The sequence below is a fragment of the Boudabousia marimammalium genome, assembly GCF_001936115.1.
GTDB classification, from domain to species: Bacteria; Actinomycetota; Actinomycetes; order Actinomycetales; family Actinomycetaceae; genus Boudabousia; species Boudabousia marimammalium.
In genome coordinates this window covers 79,329-102,283 of sequence record NZ_MPDM01000005.1, presented here as the reverse complement: position 1 = coordinate 102,283, position 22,955 = coordinate 79,329, and the positions used below count along the sequence as shown (strand labels likewise).

Here is a 22,955-nt window from a genome sequence, read left to right as displayed (position 1 = left end):
GTTCTTCCCAATCTTACACAGTGACATAGGTCCCACGCGAGTGATAACGCACGATTATCCGCGAATCGCTAAATCTACTTCGCAGTTTTGCACCGACTTGCAAGAAATCTGAAACACGCTGCAAAAATGTCTAGATTTCCCATACAGCTTGTTCAAACAAACTAGACTTTAAGTGCGTAATGTTGCATAATACTAAGTGAATCTAGTCATGTTTTTTCACGTCGGTAGTGAGGAAGAGACTAGCCCGAAGACATGGTTTATCTCAGCCATGCACAATGCCGAAAGAGACAAAATGGATTACCCAGAGATTATTTCCACCCACAAAAATGGAGATCCGATTGGCATTTACTCAATCTGCTCCGCTGACCCCACAGTTCTACGCGCATCGCTCAAGCAAGCTAAAGCTGACGGAACTTCAGTCCTGATTGAAGCCACCTCGAACCAAGTCGACCAAAACGGCGGCTACACCGGGCACACCCCGGCCACCTTCCGGGAAATGGTTTACCAAATCGCCGACGAAGAAGGCTTCGACCGTGACGCAATCATCCTCGGCGGCGACCACCTCGGCCCAAACCGCTGGCAGGATCAAACCCCCGATATTGCGATGGCACATGCTGAAGAGCTAGTCCGCGTCTACGTTGCCGCCGGCTACACCAAGATCCACTTGGATTGCTCCTTCTCCTGTGTTGGAGACCCCTACCCCATCACCGATGAGATTGCCGCTGAGCGTGCCGCCCGCCTGATGAAGGTCTGCGAAGAGACTGCCCCTGAGGCCGGCACCGCTGACCGCATCCGCTACGTGATCGGCACGGAGGTTCCTGTCCCCGGCGGCCACCAGTCAGAGCTGGGCGAACTCACCCCCACTTCCGCTGAGGCAGCCCGCACCACCCTGGCGAAGCATCGCGAAGCTTTCGACAAGGTCGGCCTGACCGACATCTGGCCGAAGATCTCCGCCCTCGTCGTGCAGCCTGCCGTGGAGTTCGACCACCTCAAGGTGGTTGACTACCGCACCGATATGACCACCGAGTTGCGCACTGTTCTCGACAATGAACCGACCCTGGTTTTTGAAGCGCACTCCACCGACTACCAGACCCCTGAGAACCTCGCTCAGCTAGTGAAAGACCACTGGGCAATTTTGAAGGTTGGCCCGGGCCTGACCTTCAACCTGCGTGAAGGCCTGTTCGCCCTCGCCCATATTGAGGATGAACTCATCCCCGCTGAAAAGCGCTCCAACCTGCGTCAAGTGGTGGAAGCTCGCATGGTGGAGGACCCCGCCCGCTGGGAGAAGTACTACACCGGTTCCGCTGATGAGCAGCGCATTGCTCGCCGCTACTCCTACAGTGACCGGATGCGTTACTACTGGCCCGATGAGCAGCTCAAGGAGGCCCGCGAGGTCCTGCTGAAGAACCTGTCGGAGGTGGACATTCCACTGCCGCTCCTCAGCCAGTACCTGCCGCACCAGTACGACCGGGTTCGTTCCGGGGAACTGGAAAACACTCCGGAAGCACTACTGCTCGACCGCGTCCGCGACGCCATCCGTCCCTACGCTGCTGCCTGCTACCCCAGTTTGGAGGCATGAGCAGATGCCTAACTACAATGAGTCAGTAACCTACACTGAGATTTTGCAGCAGACCAACAAATGGCGGGCTCTGCAGGGAATCTTGTCTGCGGGGATGCCGCGCTTCCGTGAGTTCTTGGAGCCTTTGCTGAGCAACCCGAAGCTGCGGATTGTTTTGACCGGTGCCGGCACTTCCGCTTTTGTTGGCGAGATTGCCGCCCCCGCTTTGCAGGGCAGCACGAAGCGTCGCGTGGAGCAGGTTCCCACCACCACGATTGTTTCCAACCCGCGTGAGGTATTCGCCGAGGATGTGCCGGTGCTGCTGGTCTCCTTTGCGCGTTCAGGTAACTCCCCAGAGTCCGTGGCCGCCACCCATCTGGCTGACCAGGTCGCTCAGGATGTTCACCACCTGATTATTACCTGTGCGGAAGATGGCCAGCTGGCGGTGGATCACCGCGACCGCAGTGAGTCCCTGGTTGTTATTATGCCGGAAGGCTCCAATGACAAGGGCTTCGCCATGACTTCTTCCTTCAGCTGTATGCTGCTGAGCGTGCTGGTGTTGCTGGGTGGTTATGACGTTGACCTGCTCCCGCGTCTGGCTGACACCGCAGACGAGATGGTGGAGCGCCGTCATGATCAGATTGAGGCTTTGGCTCAGAAGCTGCCTGAGCGGGTAGTCTACTTGGGCTCAGGCCCGCTGCATGGCCTTGCCCATGAAGCCAGCTTGAAGTTCTTGGAGCTGACTGCCGGCGACCATTTGGCTTTCTTTGAGTCTTCCCTTGGTTTCCGCCACGGCCCGAAGGCCGTGATTGATGATCAGACTCAGGTCTTTGTGTTCGTTTCCTCTGACGCTTACACCCGTCAGTATGACCTGGACATCATCAAGGAGCTGCGTGGCAATATTGGCGTTGACGCAGTGTTGGCTCTATCCGCCACCGATGTGGAGCTGGAGAATGCTTGGGTGTTGGATGACCTGCAGGATGTGCCGGATGCTTTCGTGGCAGTGGTACATGTGATGGTTGCTCAGCTGATGGGCGTGTTCACTTCCGCCGCTTTGGGTAAGACCATTGATAACCCGTTCCCGGCCGGTGATGTGAACCGGGTGGTGAAGGGCGTTATCATCCACGGACTTCCCCAGTAAAGGTACTACAAAACACAATGGGGGCTGCGAGAGATTATTTCTCTCGCAGCCCCCACTTTTAGGTTGACTTTCAGGCGACAGGGACTTCCTCGGCCGCAAGCTTAGGAAGCTTTTGGTTGAAATCCACTACCAGTCCTACCACCAGCATGATGCTGGCCGGCACTAGCCAAGCCATATCGATGCTAGAGAGTGGCAACACGTCCCAGGCAGCATCTAGGCTGAGTAGGCCGGCTGCGCGCAGTGAACTCCAAGCGGCGAATACCGCAGCAGTCCACACGGCCAGACGGAAGGACCAGCGCAGCTCGAACCGTACGAAGATGCTGATGAGGGCTACGCCGATTAGCGCGATGGTCACCGGATAGGTGAGCAGCACCAAGGGCACCACGACCTTCAAGATCAGGGTCAAACCCAGGTTGGAGATGACGAGGGAGATAAGCAGGTGAATCAGCAGCATCGGGTTGAATCCGACGCTGGGGAACAGTTTCTGGAAGTACTGCACGGATGCACCAACTAGACCCACGGCGGTGGTGAGGCAGGCTAAGAATACGGTGAGACCAAAAACTACCTGACCAGCGTTACCGAAAAGCAAACCGGCGGAAGCTGAAAGCACCTGGGCGCCATTTTCTAAACCTTCAGCGGGAGTGCGCGCGCCCAGCATGGCTAGGCCAATGTAGACCACGGCCAAGAAGAATGAGGCAATTAGTCCAGCACCGATAGTAGCTTTAAACAGTTTGCGGGGATTCACGTATCCAGCCCGACGCAATGAGTCAATGATGACGCCACCGAAAACAATCGAAGCCAGTGCATCCATCGTGTTGTATCCATCTAGCAGGCCAACGGCGAGCGGATCTTGGGCGTACTTTTCGACCGGTGCAGCGTTCATCGGGCTGAGAGTGAAAAGACCCACCACAATGAGCAAAGCTAGCAAGATGATGAGCGCCGGGGTCAGCCAAGTACCGACCCGGTCCACTAGCTTGCCCGGAGAGTAGGTTAGCAAGGCGGTAACCGCGAAGAAAAACAAGGTGAACGCAATGAGGCCAAGATATTCGCCGGTTGCGCCGGGAGACACATCAACGCCTTGTGCTTCCAATAGGGGATGCAGGGAAGTTTCGTAGGCAACTGTTGCGACACGGGGAATAGCGTACAAAACACCAATGGAAAGGAAGACGATGGTGGTGTAAGTGCGTCCAAAAATCAAACCTACATGTTTCGTCAATCCAAAGACCCCGGTGGTGGAAGTGCCTGCGGCAACAATACCCAGTGCCGGCAACAGGACAGCGGTCATGACGAAACCGAAAATAGCGGCAACCAGATTGGTGCCGGATTGGACGCCCAACATGGGCGGGAAAATAATGTTGCCTGCACCAAAGAACATGGCGAACAGGGCAAGTCCCGAAACGAAAACGGAACGCAAAGAAGTGCTTTGCTGATTCATCACAGTGCTCCTTTCCAATATTGCACTGCAAAGCATTATGACACAGTAAAAAAGTTAAGGGCGGCATAAATGTTATTTTACGCAGCCCTTAACTAAACTGTTACCATATTTGAAGAATTATTGACCTTCAGGGTTCTCCTCAGTCTGGATTCCGGAGGTTCCCTCACGCAGCCCTTCCGCTAAAGTAGTTTCACCCTGCGGGGCCGGTGCGTCACCGATATTTTCCAACTCTGCCGGGGTATCAGGAACATTAAGATCCATGTACTCACCACGGAAGGTGAAGTTACGCTCCCCCTCGGCACCCTCAACATCAACAGTAACCATCTGCCCGGGCTTAATCTCCCCAAACAAGATGCGCTCAGAAAGCGCATCCTCGATGTCACGCTGCAGGGCGCGACGCAACGGACGGGCACCCAGCACCGGGTCGAAACCACGGTCGGCCAGCAGGATGCGGGCCGGTTCGGTGAGGGTGATCGCCAAATCCTGCTCACGCATCCGCTTATCCAAGCGGGCCACCATGAGGTCAACAATCTGCTCGATTTCTTCACGCTGAAGCTGCGGGAAGACCACAATCTCATCGACACGGTTCAAGAACTCGGGACGGAAGTGCTGCTTCAGTTCCTCATTCACCTTCGCTCGCATCCGCTTGTAGTCGGTCACATGAGCTTCCCCGGCTTGGAAGCCAGTGAGCACACCCTTGTTGATTTCACGGGTACCAAGGTTTGTGGTCATAATGATGACCGTGTTCTTGAAGTCCACCATGCGGCCTTGAGAGTCAGTGAGACGACCATCTTCAAGAATCTGCAACAGTGAGTTGAAGATATCGGGGTGAGCCTTTTCTACCTCATCAAAGAGAACCACGCTGAAGGGGCGACGGCGGACCTTTTCAGTGAGCTGACCGCCCTCTTCATAGCCGACATATCCGGGAGGTGAACCGAATAGGCGCGAAGCGGTGTGCTTCTCACTGAACTCAGACATATCCAACTGGATTAGCGCATCTTCATCACCGAAAAGGAACTCAGCCAAGGCTTTCGCCAGCTCAGTCTTACCAACACCGGTCGGGCCGGCGAAAATAAAGGAGCCACCGGGGCGCTTCGGATCTTTCAAACCAGCGCGAGTACGGCGAATCGACTGAGACAGCGCCTTCACTGCGGCGTCCTGACCGATGATTCGCTTATGCAGCTCATCTTCCATATGAAGTAGCTTCTCAGACTCCACCTCAGTCAGCTTCATAATCGGAATACCAGTCGACATGGCCAGCACTTCCGCGATTGAATCCTCAGTCACCTCAGAAATGGAACCCTCAGCGCCTTCACGCCAAGCCTTTTCCGCTTCATCACGCTTCACAATCAGCTTCTGCTCAGTGTCACGCAAGGCGGCAGCCTTCTCAAAGTCTTGCGCCTCAATGGCGTCTTCTTTATTGCGGCGAGCAATCGAAATCTGCTCATCCAGCTCACGCAACTCGGCGGGGGCCGTCATCCGGGCGATCCGCAGACGCGCGCCAGCCTCATCCATCAAGTCAATCGCCTTATCCGGCAAGAAACGGTCAGAGACGTAACGGTCAGCCATCGCTGCCGCAGCGGCAATCGCTTCATCAGTGATGATGATCTTGTGGTGCGCTTCATAACGGTCACGCAGACCCTTCAGAATCTTCACGGTCTCTTCCACTGAAGGCTCTTCCACCTTGACAGGCTGGAAACGGCGCTCCAAAGCGGCGTCCTTCTCAATATGCTTGCGATATTCATCAATGGTGGTCGCACCAATGGTCTGCAGTTCACCGCGTGCCAGCATGGGCTTAAGGATCTGGGCGGCATCAATCGCGCCCTCCGCAGCCCCCGCACCGACGAGGGTGTGGATTTCGTCGATGAACAAGACAATGTCACCGCGAGTGGTGATTTCCTTCAGAATCTTCTTCAACCGCTCTTCAAAATCACCACGGTAGCGGGAACCAGCGACTAAAGAGCCCATATCTAGGCTGTAAAGCTGCTTATCTTTCAAAGTTTCTGGCACGTCACCGGCAACAATGGCCTGAGCGAGACCCTCCACAACGGCGGTCTTACCAACACCGGGTTCACCAATCAGCACCGGGTTGTTCTTGGTGCGACGGGAAAGGACCTGCATGACGCGCTCCATCTCCTGATGGCGTCCAATCACCGGGTCCAGACGCTTCTCCAGGGCGGCAGTGGTCAGGTTACGACCGAACTGGTCCAAGATAGCGGAAGCGCGCTGCGACTGGTTACCGGCAGAAGAGCCACCCACGCCGACAGATTCTTTGCCGTCTTCATCAGTGCCGTTATAGCCGGACAGTAGCTGCATTACCGCGTTGCGGACCGCAGACAGGTCAGCTCCCATATTGACCAGGACCTGGGAGGCCACGCCCTCGCCCTCGCGCAACAAACCTAAAAGTAAGTGCTCGGTGCCAATGTAGTTGTGACCCAACTGCAGGGCTTCCCGCAGGGACAGCTCAAAGACTTTCTTGCCACGCGGCGTGAAAGGAATATGTCCGCTCACCTCAGTGGTGCCGCGACCAATAATCTCTTCAACTTGGGCGCGCACGCCTTCTAGGCTAATGTCCATAGACTCCAAAGCCTTAGCTGCGACGCCCTTACCTTCACTAATCAGGCCCAGCAGCAGGTGCTCGGTGCCAATGTAGTTATGGTTCAGACCCCGTGCCTCATCTTGCGCTAGGACAACGACCCGGCGGGCACGGTCGGTAAACCGCTCAAACATGAAAATTCCTCCATTGCTTCGGGGCAGACACAGCCGAAGCGTACTGAGTAACAGCGTAGTGGTAGCATCACCGTGATGCTCGTCTGTTCGCCAGCGGCGAGGGTTGTCGCCTAAATTTCAACTGTCAAAGTATAGGGACCGTCATTAATTAAGGACACGTCCATCATTGCCCCGAAGCGTCCGGTCTCCACGGTGACACCCAACTGCCGGAGTCGGTCACAGAATTGTTCATAAATGGGTTCCGCAACAGGCCTCGGCGCCGCCTCAGTCCAGGAGGGGCGGCGGCCTTTCACAACTGACCCGTACAAGGTGAACTGGGAAACGACGAGGGCGGGCGCTGAGAGAGACAGCAGGCTCTCTTCTGTTCTGGCCGCAGGATCATTCTCCTCCGGCGTGCGCAAGATCCTTAAGTTAGCAATCTTTTCAGCCATCTTATTGATCTGCTCAGGCCCATCAGTGTGGGTGATTCCCAGCAATATCAGTAAGCCGGCTTCGTTGATTTGGCCGACAGTTTCCCCCTCGACCACTACGGAAGCCGCCTTGACGCGCTGCACTACCGCTCTCATAGTGACCTACCAGTCGCGCGGCCCACGGGAATCCCCGTAAGGGTTGCCGGGACGCTGGCGGAACTGACCGCGACCTTTGCGGTAGGCCTTGAAATGCTTGACCTTCTTGTAGTCGCCGGCAAAATAGGTGGCGGGGGCGACGAAAAGCAAGATACCGAAGAAACTCAAAGTGGGCGCGGAACTTGCAATCCGAATCGAGATTGCGGGCACGGAAATCCCCATCAGACTAAGGATTTGCATGAGCCCGTAGGCGGCCGATCCCCAAGTGAAGAAAGCACCCACGAACAGCAAGATGACCCAGAACTTCTTGGAACGGCGGGCAAAAGCAATAAAAGCGTCTGAGGGTTGCACCGCGGCATGAACTGCCCCGTGAATCATCATGCCAAACAACAAGATGGCTAGGACTGCTTGCACAGTCACCATGATCGTGTTGAGGACTACACCCATAACTTAGCTCCGCTCTATCGTTTCTCTAGAGTCTATCTTACTGCCCGCTGGGCAATTCTCGGCCGCTTAGAGGATCGGGTAGTGTCGCGCGGTGCGATTCAATCCGATTCCCGGCCGCTGCTGCGGGGAAGCAAGGGAACGACCTTCGGGTGTGACAATGGTGGTCGCAGCGGCAGCCTGTCCAGCTACCCGGTAGTCTGCGTGTTCTGGGGCGGCGCGTTTCAACAGTCCCAGCGCGATCGGTCCGGCTTCATAGTGGGAGGCCGAGGTGGTCACGATGCCGCAGACTTTTCCCTCCAGCATAATCGGCGTGCCCGCAGATACTTGCGTCCCTTCTGAGCCATCAATATGAAGCAGAACTAGGCGACGGGGTGGACGTCCTAGGTTCACAACCCGGGCGACAGTCTCCTGCCCGCTGTAGCAGCCTTTGCGCAGGTGAACGGCGGTGCGTAGCAGATCCAGCTCATGCGGAATGGAGCGCTCATCAACCTCCACCACGGAGGGCTTCCAGGCGATCACACGCATCGCTTCCCAGGCCAGGAATCCAGCCAGGTAGCGCCACGGCAATGCGCCTGCCAGGTCATCTTCTGGAGGCGTTGCGGAGCCGGGGAATCCGCTCCCCAAGCTTCGCAGCCACTGCCAGGTTTCCGGCTGGGAACGCACCACCGTGAAGCGGCGTTTTTGTCGCTCTCCCGGATGGGCAATATCTGGTAATGCACCCGTGTACGCGGTACCTCCCTCGACCACGTCCGGCCACGGGTCACGGCCCGAAACCACATATCCGGGCAGGTCTTTAACCTGCCCTAGATCGGGGGTAATTTCACGCACAACTAGATCGCCCAACACCAGCATTTCATCACTCAGGTCAGTGATAGTCACGTCCGTGCGGAGCTTGAAACGCTCTAGGTGCTCACGCAGGCCTTCCGGATTCTGGGTAACCAGCAGAATCTGGTCACCCATCTCCATCCCCCAGGCCATGAAACTGATGTGACCTTTCGGGTCCAGCCAGAGGGCGTGCCGCCAATACTTATCGATTTGCGAGGAAGTAGCAGTCCCATCTGGGCGCACTAGGTCATCAAATTTTTGGGTGCAAAGTTTGGTCAGCCATTCCCCGCGCTGCGGGCCGGAAACGGAGATCACCCCGTGCGGTAAAACGGTGACGGCTTCGCCTTTGGCGAGGCGTTCTTGCTCACCATAAAGATCCCCGTAGTGCAGGGGCAACCCTGCGGGAAGCTCATGGTGGCGAATAGTTTTTTCATCAACTTTCGCATCTTCACCTAGCAGGTTGTCGCCGGCTTCTGCGACTACCGCACCAGGTTGTTGGGCTAATGGAGCAAATCTTTCACTCACTTTAGACTCCTTTTATGCGCTCGTATTAAACAGGGGATGGAGGTCGATTTTGCTTAGGCGCCCGGTAATATCGGTGCTCAGGTCTTCATCTGTGACGCGGCCTGTGGCCTGTAGTTTGGCGGCGGAAAACTCTGATTGTGTCCACATGAGTTCTCCCCCGACCAGCCCAAACATCCGCACGAGGCCCCGATCGGGCCTGTCACTTTGGGCTGAGACCGAGGACGAGGGTGCGCGGCCACCGGCCGACTGTATTTGGATTCGCGGCCCTTCCGCCACTCCGCTCCAATCACGAGTCTGCGTCTGCCCCTCCAACAGATGCCTAGAACTTACTTCAGAGTTAGCGGTATCAGAGATTTGCGTATTGAACTGTTTTACCGCTGCTTCGCTGAGGGAAAGGTAGAGTTCCTCCGTGCGGAGCAGATCTCCTCTGACTAGTTGGGAGACACCCTCGGCGGCAGGGGTGGGGGGCGGCACGGACCCGGCAGCTTCCCAAACTCTTAAGGAGAGCAGGAGCTGATTATCTGCCGCCGTGATTTCTAGGTCTTCTAGAACCATCTGATCATTTTTGTCGCCGAACACTACGCCGTAGCCTTGCCAGCGTCCCAGTAGCCAAGACAGGGGTCGAATCGGGACGGGGAGGCTGGTGTCGATTGTGATCATGGCTTAAGACTATCGCGTTTAAGCCCCGGAGAGGCGAACTAGAGCATAGGTGGGAAGTGCCATGCAGATGGCGGGAAGCACTCCCCAAGCGATGGCACCCCAGAGGGAGACGCGCGGGTTGGTGGGCCGCACAATGCGGTTGCCCAGCTGCACCACTGCGCCACTAAGCAGACCTGCGCCCAGACCAATTAGGATCGGGCCGATGGCGGTGATGCCCAGGATGTCTGAAATCCTGACCATCACCCCAAGGGTCTGACCGGTCAGCAAATCTGCCGCATACATGAGTCCGGCGGCTAGCGCCCCAATCACGCCGGTGATAATGACTGCGAAGGTGCGCGCGGTTTCAGTGAGCATCCAGTAGTAGGTGACAGCCTGAACGGCGGTGTATTCATCGCTGCCTTCCAGGCTCCAGGTGTTGGGCACCCAGCGAGCAGTATCTACCTCATAGGTGCGCAAGGCTTCAGCCGCGTCAGAAGCGTCGGGCCAGAACAGGCGCATAATCTGGAAAGTCAAGGCGGAAAGCGCCACGCAGATAGCAGCACCCATCAGGGCGAGTTGCCAGGAAGATTGCGGTGCAAGCCCGACGAGGGCGACGGCGCAGGTTGCCGCTACCGTGGTGAGGACCGTAGCGGAGATTGAGTCAACTAGACGGGTGCGACCATCTTTACGCATCATCTCAGCGAGGAAGGCCCCCACTACGGAAAGCGCACAAATAATACCGGCGATGTAGAGGTCGTCGAGGATGCGGACAGTGATAACGGAAGTCAAGGAGAAAACTAGGGCAACAGCACTGGAGCAGCGGGCTGCGGGGGCGCCGACTGTGCGCGGCAATCCGACTGATACCAAGGCGGCAGCGGCGAGGGCGACTACCGTGAGAATGTCGCGGTGTAAGAAGACTCCCAGAATCACAAAGAGGGCGAGTAAGGAACTAGCGATTACTGTCAGCCATGCGGCAGTGGGAATCTTCACCCATGACCGCGCATTCGCTTCGTGCTCTAGATATACTCCAATTTCCCCTGTAGCAGGTCGTTGCCTTCGATATTGCACAGATTTATCTAGGGGATGCACAGTTTCGGGTTGCGGAGTCTCAGCAACGGACCTGTCGCTCATCTTGGAGCCGGTCTGCTCTGGTTCTTGGGCCATGCTGTCACTCACTCTAGGATAGTGCCACAATGTGTTATAAAACCGCCACTTGGCACGCCGCACAGACATCTAATTATCTCATAGTTTGCGCACGATTCCGAAGGGTTCCCCAATTTTGTCAGGTTTTGCACTGGTTGTGCAAAATGGCTTTTTCCAAATCGGTTATTTTTTCACCCGCTAGCAATCCGCGCTTCATCATGCGTATACTGAGAGGGCACTGGATTGAATAGCCCCGGGCTCCACCTTTAGCCGCTTCGAGCGGCCTCAGCGCCGACAGGCGCTTTTCGGTCCAGTGCTCTTCTATGTCTAGACCTATTTTTATCTCTTAAAACCCCTTGCACCCTTAGGCTTTCGTCATTGCTGACGGCCTAAGGGCGCAAGAGTGAGGCCACAAGATGCAGGAGCCGCATCTTGGAGGACAAGTCCTTTCACCTCGATGCTGCTAATGCAGGTAGCTTTTCGGTGGCCAGATTTCCACCCCCAGTAGAAAATTCTGACCGAAGCTAAACTGCTTCAGCAGCAAGACTTGGGGTATCACTGTACCGCATGTTTACCGAAATCTAAAAGTGAAAGTAATCTTGCCGTTTTGGGTTGGCTGACTTGTCTTAGAGTTGCTTCAGGTTACGGCGGCGCGATGCCAGCAGGGTCAAGCCTGCTAGGAACAGCGCACCTCCGAAGATAACTGCGTTAGTTGACGAGGGCGCACCGGTCTTCGCCAAGCCACCTTTTCCGTACTCAACAAGCTGAGAGCCTTGCCCGACGTATGCAATTCCGGCGCGTTTTTGATCCAGCTCTGAAGGAACGCACGGATTACCAGCCGCGTCACGCCAGTTCACAACCTCAACCCGATTGTCGCTAACTACTGCACCGAGGTCAAAGTGTCCGGAGGTGATACCTGATCCGCCACCAACTTTGAAAGTGAGTGTCGTACTTCCGGTTAGTTTCTCTCCATTATTGCCACGGGTAGTCTGGGTGATACCAACACGGTAGGTGCCGGGAGCAGAGAATACCCAGTTGGGGTGCACGTGCGTGTTGCGCGGAATGGTGACGGAACCACCTGCATTTGAGAACCAGTGGCTGCCCACAATGGTACCGAAGTTTCCTGAGGTGAAAACTTCCATCTTACCGGGGCCACTGAAGGAGTTGAGTGTCCAGGTCACTTTCCCGGTGGTTTGGTGGAGCAGAGATTCAGACATAGTGTTTGCACCTAACCACGGCACATTTGCCACCTGCGTACTACCAATCATCCACACGGTCTGTCCGGCGGGGATGGAGCCAACCGGCTGGTTCGTCTTGGTCTTGCCGGCTTCACCAATTACGAAGCTAAGGCTGGCCGGGTTGCGCATGGCCGCCGGAGTGGATCGGTCATCCTTTAGCTTCGGCGTCAGAGCCTTGCCAGTTTTGGTGCTCTTGTGAGCGAAGCAGACCTGCGGGGCCTCAGCCGGTGCCTGCGCAACCTTCGGCTGTTGTGTTTGAGCTGGAGCTAGATTCTCCGGGCTTGCTGCAACCTGTCCCGCATCTCCAGTTTCGGCGGGGCCGGTCGATGAGTTCTCTGGCGCATCTTCAGGAGTCTCAGCAGTCATCACCCTTTCAACTGTCGGCTCGGGGGAGGCGGGTGTTTCCGCGGTAGCTACCGGGCTTGCCTCTGGCGACACCGCTGGCTTGTCTGGAGTTATCTCAACAACCGGGGGCTTTGGTGCTGGAGCCTTGCCGACCTTCCAGGTGTAGGTTGCGGTATTAGAGGTATGGGACTGACCATTCTTCTCACCGCTAGCCTTCACCTTCATGATGTAGGTGCCGGGCTTTTCAAATACCCAGTGGGCATGCGTGTGGGCAGGGAAAGCCTGCTGACGGACAGAGCCGGTCTTGAGCTCAAATCCACCGTTTTTCAGGAGCGGCTGGAAACCACTTAGGTTGCCGTCACCAAAGAGCCAAACCCTGCCGGCACCGCTTACTTCTGCAAATTCAATATCGATCACCTTGAAGCCTTGGGTGGCTACCTGTGAGGTATCCCAACCGGGCCAGAGCATTCCTTCAACCGCTGTTTGGGCAAGATGGTAGCCGGGGACGCCAATCTGCGGCAAACTCTTGGTTTGCTGGGTAAAGGCCTCCTCCTTGACCACCAATTGAACCGATTCGGGGGCGTGTGTCACATGCGACCCCGTAATATCTTCTTTCAGATTCAACCGCAGCTGATCCCCTTGCGCCACAACATTGAAGATATCGGCGTGGCCGGAATCCAGGCGGAGCTCTCCGGCCGCAGTTGCGGCAGTAATCGGCACTGTCAGGACAAGAGCACAAGCTGCCACTAGGGAGGCTGAAAGGCCTTTCAGAAAACGTGAGGTAAGCACGAAAACACCTCTAACTTAGACACTGATAATCATTACCATTATGGCTATAACTTTATAACCGTTCTCCACCCTCGTCAATGTGAAAAATTTGGCAACACAAACAGAGCGTTCCACTTAACTATTGTTGCGACCCATTCCCATTAAACATAAATCCTCATCCACTAACGGCGCATTTTCAACCCACACAACTTAGATATAACAAGTAAAGGTCTACAAGTCACTGCGATTTAAGATGAACTGCAGTTAAACACTGAGCAAAATCTGTGATTCGCTCTACAATGAGTATGGATTCTGTACCAAGATCACGAGGAGACACCCAGTGGGTATCAACTTCAAGTCATCAGACAACGCCTTTTTCGAGATGTTCACACAGTCCGCAATGCATTTGCTTGACGGAATCAAATTGTTGAACCAACTTGTCGGAGCTCCGGTCGAAGAACGGCCCGCTCTCCGCGACCAGCTTCACAGCGTAGAACAGTCAGCGGATCAAACGCGTCACCTACTCAACAACAAGCTCAACGCTAGCTTTGTTACCCCTCTAGACCGTGAAGACATTTCTAGCCTTTCTCGCGCTCTAGACGACTGCATGGACTACATGGACGAAGCTGGCGATTTAATCACTCTGTACAAGATCCAGACCGTCCCCGCGATTGTGCTCAGCCAGATTGAGCTGCTACAGCGTTGCTGCGAACTCACCGCGGAGGGCATGCCAGCGCTACGCAAACCTGAAAGCCTGCGCGATTACTGGGTTGAGATTAACCGCCTTGAGAACGAGGGAGACAAGCTCTACCGCAAAGCGTTGGCCGATATCTTCGACTCCGGCATGGACCCGCTTGAAGTAATCAAACTCAAGGACATTGTGGAGACCTTGGAAAAGGCGATGGACAAGTTTGAATACCTCGCCAACACGGTCGAAGCAGTCTCCTTCAAGGAGTCTTAATCGTGACACTGACGCTGGCTCTCGTTATTGCGGTCATAGTTATTGCCTTAGGCTTCGATTACACTAACGGATTTCATGACGCTGCCAACGCAATCGCTACCTCGGTTTCCACCCGCGCCCTAACCCCGCGCGTGGCCTTACTGATGGCCGCAGTCATGAACGTGATTGGCGCACTGCTGGGCACCGAGGTCGCAAAAACTATTGGTGACGGCATCATTGATGTCAAACAGTTCGCGGAATCTTCCGATGAGTCTTTGCAGTTGCTTGGTCTTACCATTGTTTTAGGCGCTCTCATTGGAGCCATCGTCTGGAACCTCATCACTTGGTGGTTTGGTCTTCCCTCTTCTTCTTCACATGCACTCATCGGCGGCTTGGTTGGCGCTGGTCTTGCGTCTAGCACTCAGGTCGAATGGGCTGGAATTGGTGAAAAGGTCATCATCCCGATGTTCGCTTCACCGGTGGTTGGTTTCCTCCTCGCCTACGGGTTCATGATGATTTTGCTGTGGGCCCTGAAGAACCGCCCCTACCACCGCACCATGCGTCGTTTCCGCATTCTACAGACCATCTCCGCTGCCGCCATGGCACTAGGCCACGGCCTGCAGGACGCACAAAAAACTATGGGCGTAATTGTTATGGCACTGGTTGCCGGCGGCTACGCCGAACACTGGAATCTCCTAGATGCGGACGACTCTCTAGTGATTCCGTGGGAAGTAAAGATTGCTTCCGCTCTAGCTATTTCCTTGGGCACCTATTCTGGTGGCTGGCGCATTATGCGCACTCTGGGTAGAAAGATGATTGAACTGGATCCGGCACGTGGTTTCGCCGCTGAAACCGTTGCTGCTGGCGTTCTTTACGTGACAGCTTTCATCACCCACTCCCCGATTTCCACTACCCACACCATTACCTCCGCGATTATGGGAGCAGGCGCTACCAAGTCGATGAAGGCAGTTAAATGGAATGTGGCGAAGGATATTGTTATCGGATGGTTCCTAACTATTCCGGCAGCAGCCGCCGTGGCAGCGGTGACTTTCTGGTTAGTCAGCTTGATTATCCTCTAAGACACCCCCTCGGCACCAGAGTGCACCCCCAAAACCGGGGGTGCGTCGCCCCGCACGCGAAAACGTGCCGACACAAAGGAATAATTCGTGAAAACGGTTAAGACACTCACGAACGATCAAGAATCGAAGGCTACTTTGAGCTTCCTCGATCGAAAGTTTAAAATCACCGAACGAGGCTCCTCCATTGGCGCCGAACTGCGAGGTGGCCTAGTCACTTTCTTCGCAATGGCCTATATTCTGGTCCTCAACCCTATTATTCTTGCAATTCCTGCTGAAGCCGTAGGTATCAGCCCGTCGGCCATCGCCGCGGGTACCGCTTTGGTTGCTGGCATCATGACCATCCTGATGGGTGTAGTTGCTAACTTCCCCCTAGCTATGGCTGCCGGTATGGGACTCAACGCCATGGTGGCTTTCACTCTGTGCCTCGGCCTAGGCCTCAGCTTCCAAGAAGCCATGGGCCTAATCTTCTGGGAAGGCGTCCTCATCACCATCTTGGTTCTGACCGGCTTCCGTAACGCGGTCTTCAAGGCGATTCCGACTCAGCTCAAGATTGCCATTTCTGTCGGCATCGGCATGTTTATTGCTTTCATTGGCCTGGTCAATGCAGGCATTGTTCGTCCCGCCGCCGGCACCCCGGTTGAGCTAGGTATTCATGGTTCGTTAGATGGCTGGCCGGCCCTCATCTTCGTGATTGGCTTGGTTGTCACCATCGTCCTGTATGTCCGCAAAGTTCGCGGCGCCATCTTGATTGGCATCTTCTCATCCACTATCGTGGCGGTAATCGTTCAGTACTTCGTACATCTGCCCAACAAGTCCGAAGCAGTTCCCACAGGCTGGGGCTTAACCATCCCCGCTTTCGAGCATGGCATTGTGGCGATTCCTGATTTCTCTACGCTGGGCCAGATTTCCTTCTTTGGCGCTTTCCACAAGCTCGGCTTCCTTGCCGTGCTACTCCTAATCTTCAGCCTCATGCTCGCTGACTTCTTCGACACCATGGGCACCATGGTCGCTATCGGCGCTGAGGCAGACCTGCTGGACGAAGATGGCAACCCGGAACACTCTAGGGCTATCTTGCTGGTCGATTCCCTCTCCGCTGTTGTCGGCGGTCTGGGCGGCGTCTCCTCCAATACCGCTTACGTAGAGTCTTCCGCTGGCGTTGGTGAAGGTGCGCGCACCGGTCTTTCCTCCGTATTCACCGGCATTCTCTTCCTGCTGGCCACCTTCCTGGCCCCGATTGTGGAAATCGTTCCTTCGGAAGCGGCATCCACCGCTTTGGTGTTCGTCGGTTTCTTGATGATGATGCAGGTTTCCGAAATCAACTGGAAAGATCCGGAGATCGCTATTCCCGCATTCTTGACCATAGGTTTCATGCCTTTCTCTTACTCCATTACCGTGGGTATCGGTATGGGCATCGTGTCCTTCTTCGTCATCAAGTTGGGCAAGGGCAAGCTGAAAGAAATCCATCCGCTGATGTGGATTGTTTCGATTCTCTTCATTCTGTACTTCGTGCTTGGACCGGTCCAACGTGCCTTGGGTGCCTGATAGAGCTTAGCTAAAATAAATCCATCCTCTTTCCCCAAGGGTGGACTTTCGTCCCGGACACTGAAATGATGTCCGGGACGATTAACTTTATGCTCATTTCAGCCATAAATTGAGCAACATTATTCATTGATTCCTGACTTGTCCTACCTGTACAATGAGAAAGCTTGAGTCTGTCAAACAAGCCGACAAGGAAGTTGGATAACATGAATAAGACCCCTAACTACACTTGGCGCCGTACGAAACAAGCCGTTGCTGCGGTTTGCGTTTCGGCGCTTGCTTTCACTGGGATGGTAAGTATGAATACTGCCTACGCAGATGAAAACACCCCTAGCGGAGCTGCCCCCGCAGCATTCGCCGTTCCTCAAGGAACAGTTGCTTTCCCCGGCAACGATGGCCAGCCGCACACGGTTACTTTCGATAAAAACGCGTTCAAGATTGATGAGCAACGAATCAACCTGTACGCTGGCGAATTCCATTACTGGCGCATGCCTTCACCTGAGCACTGGCGTGACCTGTTCCAGAAGATGCGGGCGGCCGGCTTCAATGCCGTCTCCCTCTACTTCTTCTGGGGCCTACACCAGACCACTGAAGGTGGCCCCTACGACTTTGAGACCGGGGTCAAGAACATTGACAAACTGATGCGCATGGCCGCAGAAGAAGGTCTTTACATTATTGCCCGCCCCGGCCCGTACATTAACGCCGAGGTTTCCATGGGCGGCCTGCCCTCATACATGGTGAATAAGGATGGCGCTTCCTTGCGTTCCAACCTCTACGCAGAGCAGTCCAAAGCATGGCTGCATGCTTTCAACCAGGTGGCTAAAGAACACTTGATCACCCAAGGCAAGGGCAGTCTCATCCTCTACCAGGTGGAAAACGAGGTCCCGAACAATAATTACACCTCCTTTGTGAAGAACCTGGCAGACTCGGTTCGTGCAGATGGTATTGACGTGCCGCTATTCAATAACGACTATGGTCTGAACGGCTTCCTCGCCAACTCCGAAGCTGCCGGCCTCGATTTCTACGCCTACGACTCCTACCCGCTACGCTTCAACTGTGGCGCCAACCGCGGCGCAATCTCTGATACGGAAGATAACTTCCGCCGCCATGAACCCGACGCCCCGCAGTTCATTGTGGAAGGTCAAGGTGGTGCCTTCACGCCGTGGGGCGCTAACTTTAACCCCGACCAGTGTGGTCGTTTTGTTGATCCCAACTTCATTCGTCAGTGGGGCACCACTAATATCGGTAACGGCGTTACGGCTTTCGCCTACTACATGATTTACGGTGGCACCAACTGGGGTTGGACCGGAGCTCCCGCTTCTGGCTTCACCAGCTACGATTACGGGGCAGCTATCACTGAAGATCGCGGAATCACGGACAAGTTCCTAGCCCAGAAGGAAGTAGGCTACTTCCAGAAGGCCTTCCCGGCTTTGACTCAGGCGAATCCTGTCGCCGCACCGGATGTGCAAAGCTCCGGCTCAGTTAAGGCATACCAGCGTCACGCTGAGGGTACACCCTCGGCCACCGGCAATGGCGCCCGCTACCTGGGTTTCCGTTTGAATAACTCAAACTCCACTAACAACACGAATTTCACTTTCGGGCTCTCCCTCGGCACCCCGGCAGCAGCGGAAACTGGTTTCACCTCCGATAACGCAGCCTCCGAGGTCACCTACACGGGCACCTGGACCGAAGTGAGCGACGTGAGCGCCTACGAGGGTGCGTTTAAGCGCTCCAACACTGCCAATGACACGGTCAGCTACACTTTCTCTGGCACCGGCATTGAGGTCATTACCCCGACCTCCACCAATGCGGGCCGTTTCCAGGTGCTAGTGGACGGCGTCAACAAGGGCACTTTTGACGCATACACTGAAACCGAGCAGAACAAGCCCTACCAGCAGAAGACCGCGGTGATTACCGGCCTGTCCAAGGAAACCCACACTGTGGTAGTGAAGGTGCTGGGTGAAAAGCGCGAGCAGTCCGGCGGCACCGATGTGGAGATTGACGCTTTCAACGTCTTGGGCAAGTTCACTCCCGCCCAGTACACCGAGCACAACGACGCTGACATGTCCTTCTTCACCTACCATGGTAACGGCTGGCTACATCACTCCGGTAAGCCATGGACGCAAGCTGACTTGAATGGCGATGAGTCCTACTCGAAGAACGCTGGCGACTACGTTGAGTTCAGCTTCAACGGCACCGGTTTCGAATGGCTTGCCCCCTACTCTGAGAACCATGGCACCGCCACCATTACGGTTGATGGTGTTGAGGTAGGTAAGAACCATGAAGAGGTCACCGGCAACGCCCAACCGCGTAAGGTGCTGTTCTCCAAGCAGGACTTGGAGAAGGGCGACCACACGGTTCGCATCACCGTTGATGGTACTGCGTTCCCTGGCTCCTCTGATGTTTGGGTAGCTTTGGACTCCATCCGTATTTATGAGAACCCGCCGGTAGAGGAGACCATCCCGACCGGTGAGATCGGCTGGCTGCGGATTCCGCAGAAGGAAGGCACTTCCCTCACCATTCATGGCCGCGACGCTCTGAACCTAGTCGCCGACACCATGATTGGCCAGCACAAGCTGTACTACTCCACCGCTGAACTGTTCAACGCTCCGTTGACTGTTGATGGCGGCATGGTGCAGTACGTGACCGGTACCGAGGGTGACGCAGGCGAAATGGTATTCACCTACGATGCTGAGCCCACTGTGACCGGCGCTGAATCCACTTGGAACGCTGAGAAGAACGAACTGCGTCTGAACTTCAACTACGCCACTGCCCCGCAGGACGTCAAGATCACCCCGGCAGGCTCCGGTTTGAACCCGTTGACTGTCCGCGTGATTAGCCGCGATTACGCGAAGCACGTGTGGATTGTCGAGGGTGCACGCGGCTCCGGCAATGATGCGATCGCGATTGAAGGCGCAGACTTGGCCCGGACCGTGAAGTTCGATGGCACGACCGCGAAGATTTCTGGTTCCTCTGCTACCGCTCAGGACATTGAGGTTTTGGCTCCGGCCGGCATCACCGCGGTGACCTGGAATGGCGCTGAGCTGACCGGAACTGACGGCCGCTACACCGGCACCACCTCGGCCCCCGCCAGCGTGACTCTGCCAGAGCTCACCTGGGTGAAGCGTGAAGGCGCCCCAGAAGCGAATGCTGATTTCGTTGACACTGACTGGAAGGTGCTGGCTGACACCACTGCCTCACAGTCTCAGCAGCGTCCTACGCGTAGCTCGGTAGTACTGGATTCGAACCATTATGAGTTCTACCAGGGTTCCGTCTGGTATCGCGCTCACTTCACAGCTTCGAGCGGCAACCAGATTCGTTTGCAGGGCAATGGCGGCTCTGGCGTTCCCGGACATGGCCGTAACCCCGCGTTCATGCAGGTTTGGGTGAACGGCAACTATGCTGGCGCCTACCCTGCCAGCGGCAGCTGGGTGGATGTTCCGGTTCCGGCTGGCTCCCTCACCGCGGGCGAGGAAGCTGTGGTTTCCGTCTTGGTGAACAACCTGGGTCATAACCTGGACTGGTCCGATAATGGTCTTTCCCGCCAGAACCGTGGCCTGAAGGATGCTGTCTTGCCTGCTGAAGGCGCCATTGAATGGCGCGCGAATGGTGCAACTGTCGCCCAGGCGGACAGCAAGTTCACGCTGTACAACTACGGCGGTCTGCACGGTGAACTGGCCAACTGGATGGATCCGACCCATCCGACCACCGGCTGGCTCCCGACTGAGGACCTGCATAATGACGGCCCGGGCGTGACCTGGTACCGTTCAGATTTCAACCTGGATATCCCGACCACTCAGGACACTGGTTTGAAGCTGACTTTGGATTCGGCACGTTTCGACGCGGGACGCGCTGATCGCTCTCAGGTCATTGTCTTTGTGAACGGACACAACACTGGCGTGTATGTGGGCGATATTGGTCCGCAGAAGTCCTTCACTATCCCGTCGCAGTACCTGAATATGCGTGGCAAGAACACTGTCGCGCTGGCAGTGGTCGCGAAGGAAGCTGGTATGGGTCCGGAAGGAGCTCACCTTGAGGTTGCTTTCAACCACAGCTTGGCTCCGGTTGCGACCGCAGCAGATGTCATGGTTGGGACTGAGGCTATGCGCACTCCCCCGATTGTGGATCAGTTGGAGGATGACGGTTGGGATGATTCCGTGGAGGCTACCGTAGCGGTTTCCGCTCCGGCGGTTCGCGCGGGTGAGAAGGTCACCGTGAACATCACTGGTTTCCGTCCTTCCGTCCGTACCAGCCTGCTGCTGGGAGACACCTACTTGGGCGCGATTACTCCGAGCACGGAAGCTGCTGGCTCCGTTGAGGTTACTGTTCCCGAGGATGTGGACTCCAACGTGTGGCAGCTGAAGGCCCGTCAGGGTGCCCGCTCAGCTACTACTGATTTGGCTGTCTTGGCTAAACCTGAAATCCACAAGGGTAGCGCAATCGAGGGCGTCACTGTGGCGGGCTTCGACTCTGAGGAGGCCAGTGGTGAAGGCGCTAACAACGGTCACGCAATCCACGCGGTTGATGGCGATTTGAGCACTTTCTGGCACACTCGCTGGTTGGGCGCGAATGACCCGTTCCCGCACTGGATTTCCTTGCAAACCCCGCAGACCTGTCTGCTGACCGGCTTGGAATACCAGGGTCGTCAGAACATGATTAACACCCGTGTCGGCGATTACGATGTATTCGTTTCTGAAACTGGCGCTGATGGTAGCTGGGGTGAAGCAGTGGCAACCGGTCGTTTGGCTGACACTGCGGCAACTCAGGCCATCGAGTTCAGCCAGCCGGTAGCGGGACGCTTCGTCAAGTTCGTCGCGAAGAACGCTCTCAATGGTCAGCCTCACGCTGGCGCCGCTGAGATCCGCGTCGTGGGCAAGTGTGGCGGTGACGCCATTCGGGTGACCGCGACATCTGCTGCCGGTAATGTCACTGACACGGAAGCTGGCGAAGCCTCCGGCACTTTGCAGGTAGCTGCCGGTGAGGAAGTATCCGTCTCTGTCACTGGTCTTCCGACCGAAGGGCTGCCTGATCCGACAAAGCTGACTCTGTGGCTGCTCAAGGAGCCGACAACTACGACTGCTGGATTCTTTAGCTTCTTCGGAGTCCGCGACGCAGGAGATAACGGCCCGACCTTGGTATCCGCACATGAAGTTACTGGCTCTGATGCGGCAGTCACTTTCACGGTTCCTGCTGACGCGGCTGGGAAGATGACTCTTCACGTAGGCTACCCTGGACTCTATGGTTTGAACGTACCGTTAGTCACCGCAGCGGCACCTACCCCGTCACCGGAGCCGACTGTGGAACCCACCGTGGAACCGACCGTCGAACCCACAGTGGAGCCGACCATGGAACCTACCGTCGAGCCCACCGTGGAACCCACCACCGAGCCGACCGTGGAACCCACCACCGAGCCCACAGTGGAACCTACCGTGGAGCCGACTGTCGAACCGACCGTGGAACCCACGACTGAGCCCACCGTGGAACCTTCGGTTGAACCTTCAGTGGAACCGACGACCGAGTCCCCTGCTGAGGTGAGTGTGAAGGTCTTTGCTAATGGCATGCCTGCTAACTCTTTCACTCAGGGTAAGGCTACTTCGTTGGTGTTTGTCTTCACTAATGCTGCTGAGGGGTCTGAGTGGAAGGTTGCGCTTCACTCTATTCCGGTTGAGCTGGGTACTGTAACGGTCAGTAACGGGCGGGCGAAGCTGGATATCAGTGCTGAGACTGCCGCGAAGTTTGTGCCTGGTGCGCATACTCTGAAGCTGACCTTGGTGAATGGTGCTGCTCAGGTACTTGAGCTTCCTTGGGCTGTGCACGCAGCTGAGGCCGGCACGCCGACCGTGGAGAAGACTGTTGAGCCTTCTCCGGGTGGTGCTGGCGGTGGTGTTGGCGGTTCAGGCTCTGGCAAGGGCAGCTTGTCTAAGACCGGCGTGGCAACCACTTCGGCTGCCGTCTTGGCTGGTCTGCTTGCGGCCGCTGGCGTCTTCCTCCTTCGCCGGAAGAAGACTCTAGGCTAATCGCAACTAGATAACCTACA

General features: G+C 56.0%; 14 protein-coding genes. 6 read left to right on the top strand and 8 right to left on the bottom strand.

Features of this window, described 5'->3' with window-relative positions; genetic code table 11:
- The first annotated feature begins 292 nt into the window (after nt 1–292).
- Together BM477_RS05765 and BM477_RS05760 are read left to right on the top strand one after the other, a co-directional pair.
- Nucleotides 293–1,579, top strand: coding sequence for a D-tagatose-bisphosphate aldolase, class II, non-catalytic subunit (locus tag BM477_RS05765; RefSeq protein ID WP_075361712.1), 1,287 nt, complete (start codon nt 293–295; stop codon nt 1,577–1,579).
- 4 nt (nt 1,580–1,583) lie between these two features.
- On the top strand, nt 1,584–2,699 hold the full coding sequence (locus BM477_RS05760; protein WP_075361711.1) for an SIS domain-containing protein: 1,116 nt from the start codon (nt 1,584–1,586) through the stop codon (nt 2,697–2,699).
- Nucleotides 2,700–2,769: 70 nt separating this feature from the next.
- Here BM477_RS05760 and brnQ read toward each other — a convergent pair whose 3' ends face one another.
- The 8 genes from brnQ to BM477_RS05720 all read right to left on the bottom strand — a co-directional run bounded on the left by brnQ (nt 2,770) and on the right by BM477_RS05720 (nt 13,381).
- Nucleotides 2,770–4,134 (bottom strand): branched-chain amino acid transport system II carrier protein, encoded by a 1,365-nt coding sequence (gene brnQ / locus BM477_RS05755; protein WP_075361710.1) that lies wholly within the window; start codon nt 4,132–4,134, stop codon nt 2,770–2,772.
- Nucleotides 4,135–4,251: 117 nt separating this feature from the next.
- The gene (locus BM477_RS05750) at nt 4,252–6,864 is read right to left on the bottom strand and encodes an ATP-dependent Clp protease ATP-binding subunit (protein ID WP_084543755.1); all 2,613 of its coding nucleotides are present in this window, start codon (nt 6,862–6,864) and stop codon (nt 4,252–4,254) included.
- Nucleotides 6,865–6,974: 110 nt separating this feature from the next.
- Nucleotides 6,975–7,430: a D-aminoacyl-tRNA deacylase gene (dtd, locus tag BM477_RS05745; RefSeq protein WP_075361709.1), complete on the bottom strand. Its 456-nt coding sequence runs from the start codon at nt 7,428–7,430 to the stop codon at nt 6,975–6,977.
- Between the two features lie 6 nt (nt 7,431–7,436).
- Nucleotides 7,437–7,877 carry a DUF2516 family protein gene (locus tag BM477_RS05740; RefSeq protein ID WP_075361708.1) on the bottom strand — a complete coding sequence of 147 codons (441 nt, stop codon included), beginning with the start codon at nt 7,875–7,877 and terminating at the stop codon, nt 7,437–7,439.
- A gap of 66 nt (nt 7,878–7,943) precedes the next feature.
- Nucleotides 7,944–9,227 (bottom strand): CAF17-like 4Fe-4S cluster assembly/insertion protein YgfZ, encoded by a 1,284-nt coding sequence (ygfZ, locus tag BM477_RS05735; RefSeq protein WP_084543754.1) that lies wholly within the window; start codon nt 9,225–9,227, stop codon nt 7,944–7,946.
- A gap of 12 nt (nt 9,228–9,239) precedes the next feature.
- Nucleotides 9,240–9,887, bottom strand: coding sequence for a heme-binding beta-barrel domain-containing protein (locus tag BM477_RS05730; protein WP_075361707.1), 648 nt, complete (start codon nt 9,885–9,887; stop codon nt 9,240–9,242).
- 18 nt (nt 9,888–9,905) lie between these two features.
- Nucleotides 9,906–11,030 carry a hypothetical protein gene (locus BM477_RS05725; RefSeq protein ID WP_075361706.1) on the bottom strand — a complete coding sequence of 375 codons (1,125 nt, stop codon included), beginning with the start codon at nt 11,028–11,030 and terminating at the stop codon, nt 9,906–9,908.
- A 605-nt stretch (nt 11,031–11,635) separates the two neighbouring features.
- Nucleotides 11,636–13,381, bottom strand: a complete 1,746-nt coding sequence (locus BM477_RS05720; protein WP_075361705.1) for a TIGR03773 family transporter-associated surface protein — start codon at nt 13,379–13,381, stop codon at nt 11,636–11,638.
- Nucleotides 13,382–13,700: 319 nt separating this feature from the next.
- On the opposite strand from BM477_RS05720, the gene BM477_RS05715 reads away from it, so the two are divergent.
- The 4 genes from BM477_RS05715 (at nt 13,701) to BM477_RS08440 (ending at nt 22,935) form a co-directional block, all read left to right on the top strand.
- A complete protein-coding gene (locus BM477_RS05715; RefSeq protein WP_245792881.1) occupies nt 13,701–14,321 on the top strand; it encodes a DUF47 domain-containing protein in 621 nt (206 codons plus the stop codon).
- 2 nt (nt 14,322–14,323) lie between these two features.
- Nucleotides 14,324–15,379, top strand: coding sequence for an inorganic phosphate transporter (locus BM477_RS05710; RefSeq protein WP_075361704.1), 1,056 nt, complete (start codon nt 14,324–14,326; stop codon nt 15,377–15,379).
- Nucleotides 15,380–15,466: 87 nt separating this feature from the next.
- Complete coding sequence (locus BM477_RS05705; protein WP_075361703.1) at nt 15,467–16,921, top strand: NCS2 family permease; 1,455 nt, start codon at nt 15,467–15,469, stop codon at nt 16,919–16,921.
- A gap of 203 nt (nt 16,922–17,124) precedes the next feature.
- Nucleotides 17,125–22,935, top strand: a complete 5,811-nt coding sequence (locus BM477_RS08440; protein ID WP_143230222.1) for a beta-galactosidase — start codon at nt 17,125–17,127, stop codon at nt 22,933–22,935.
- Nucleotides 22,936–22,955 lie beyond the last annotated feature (20 nt).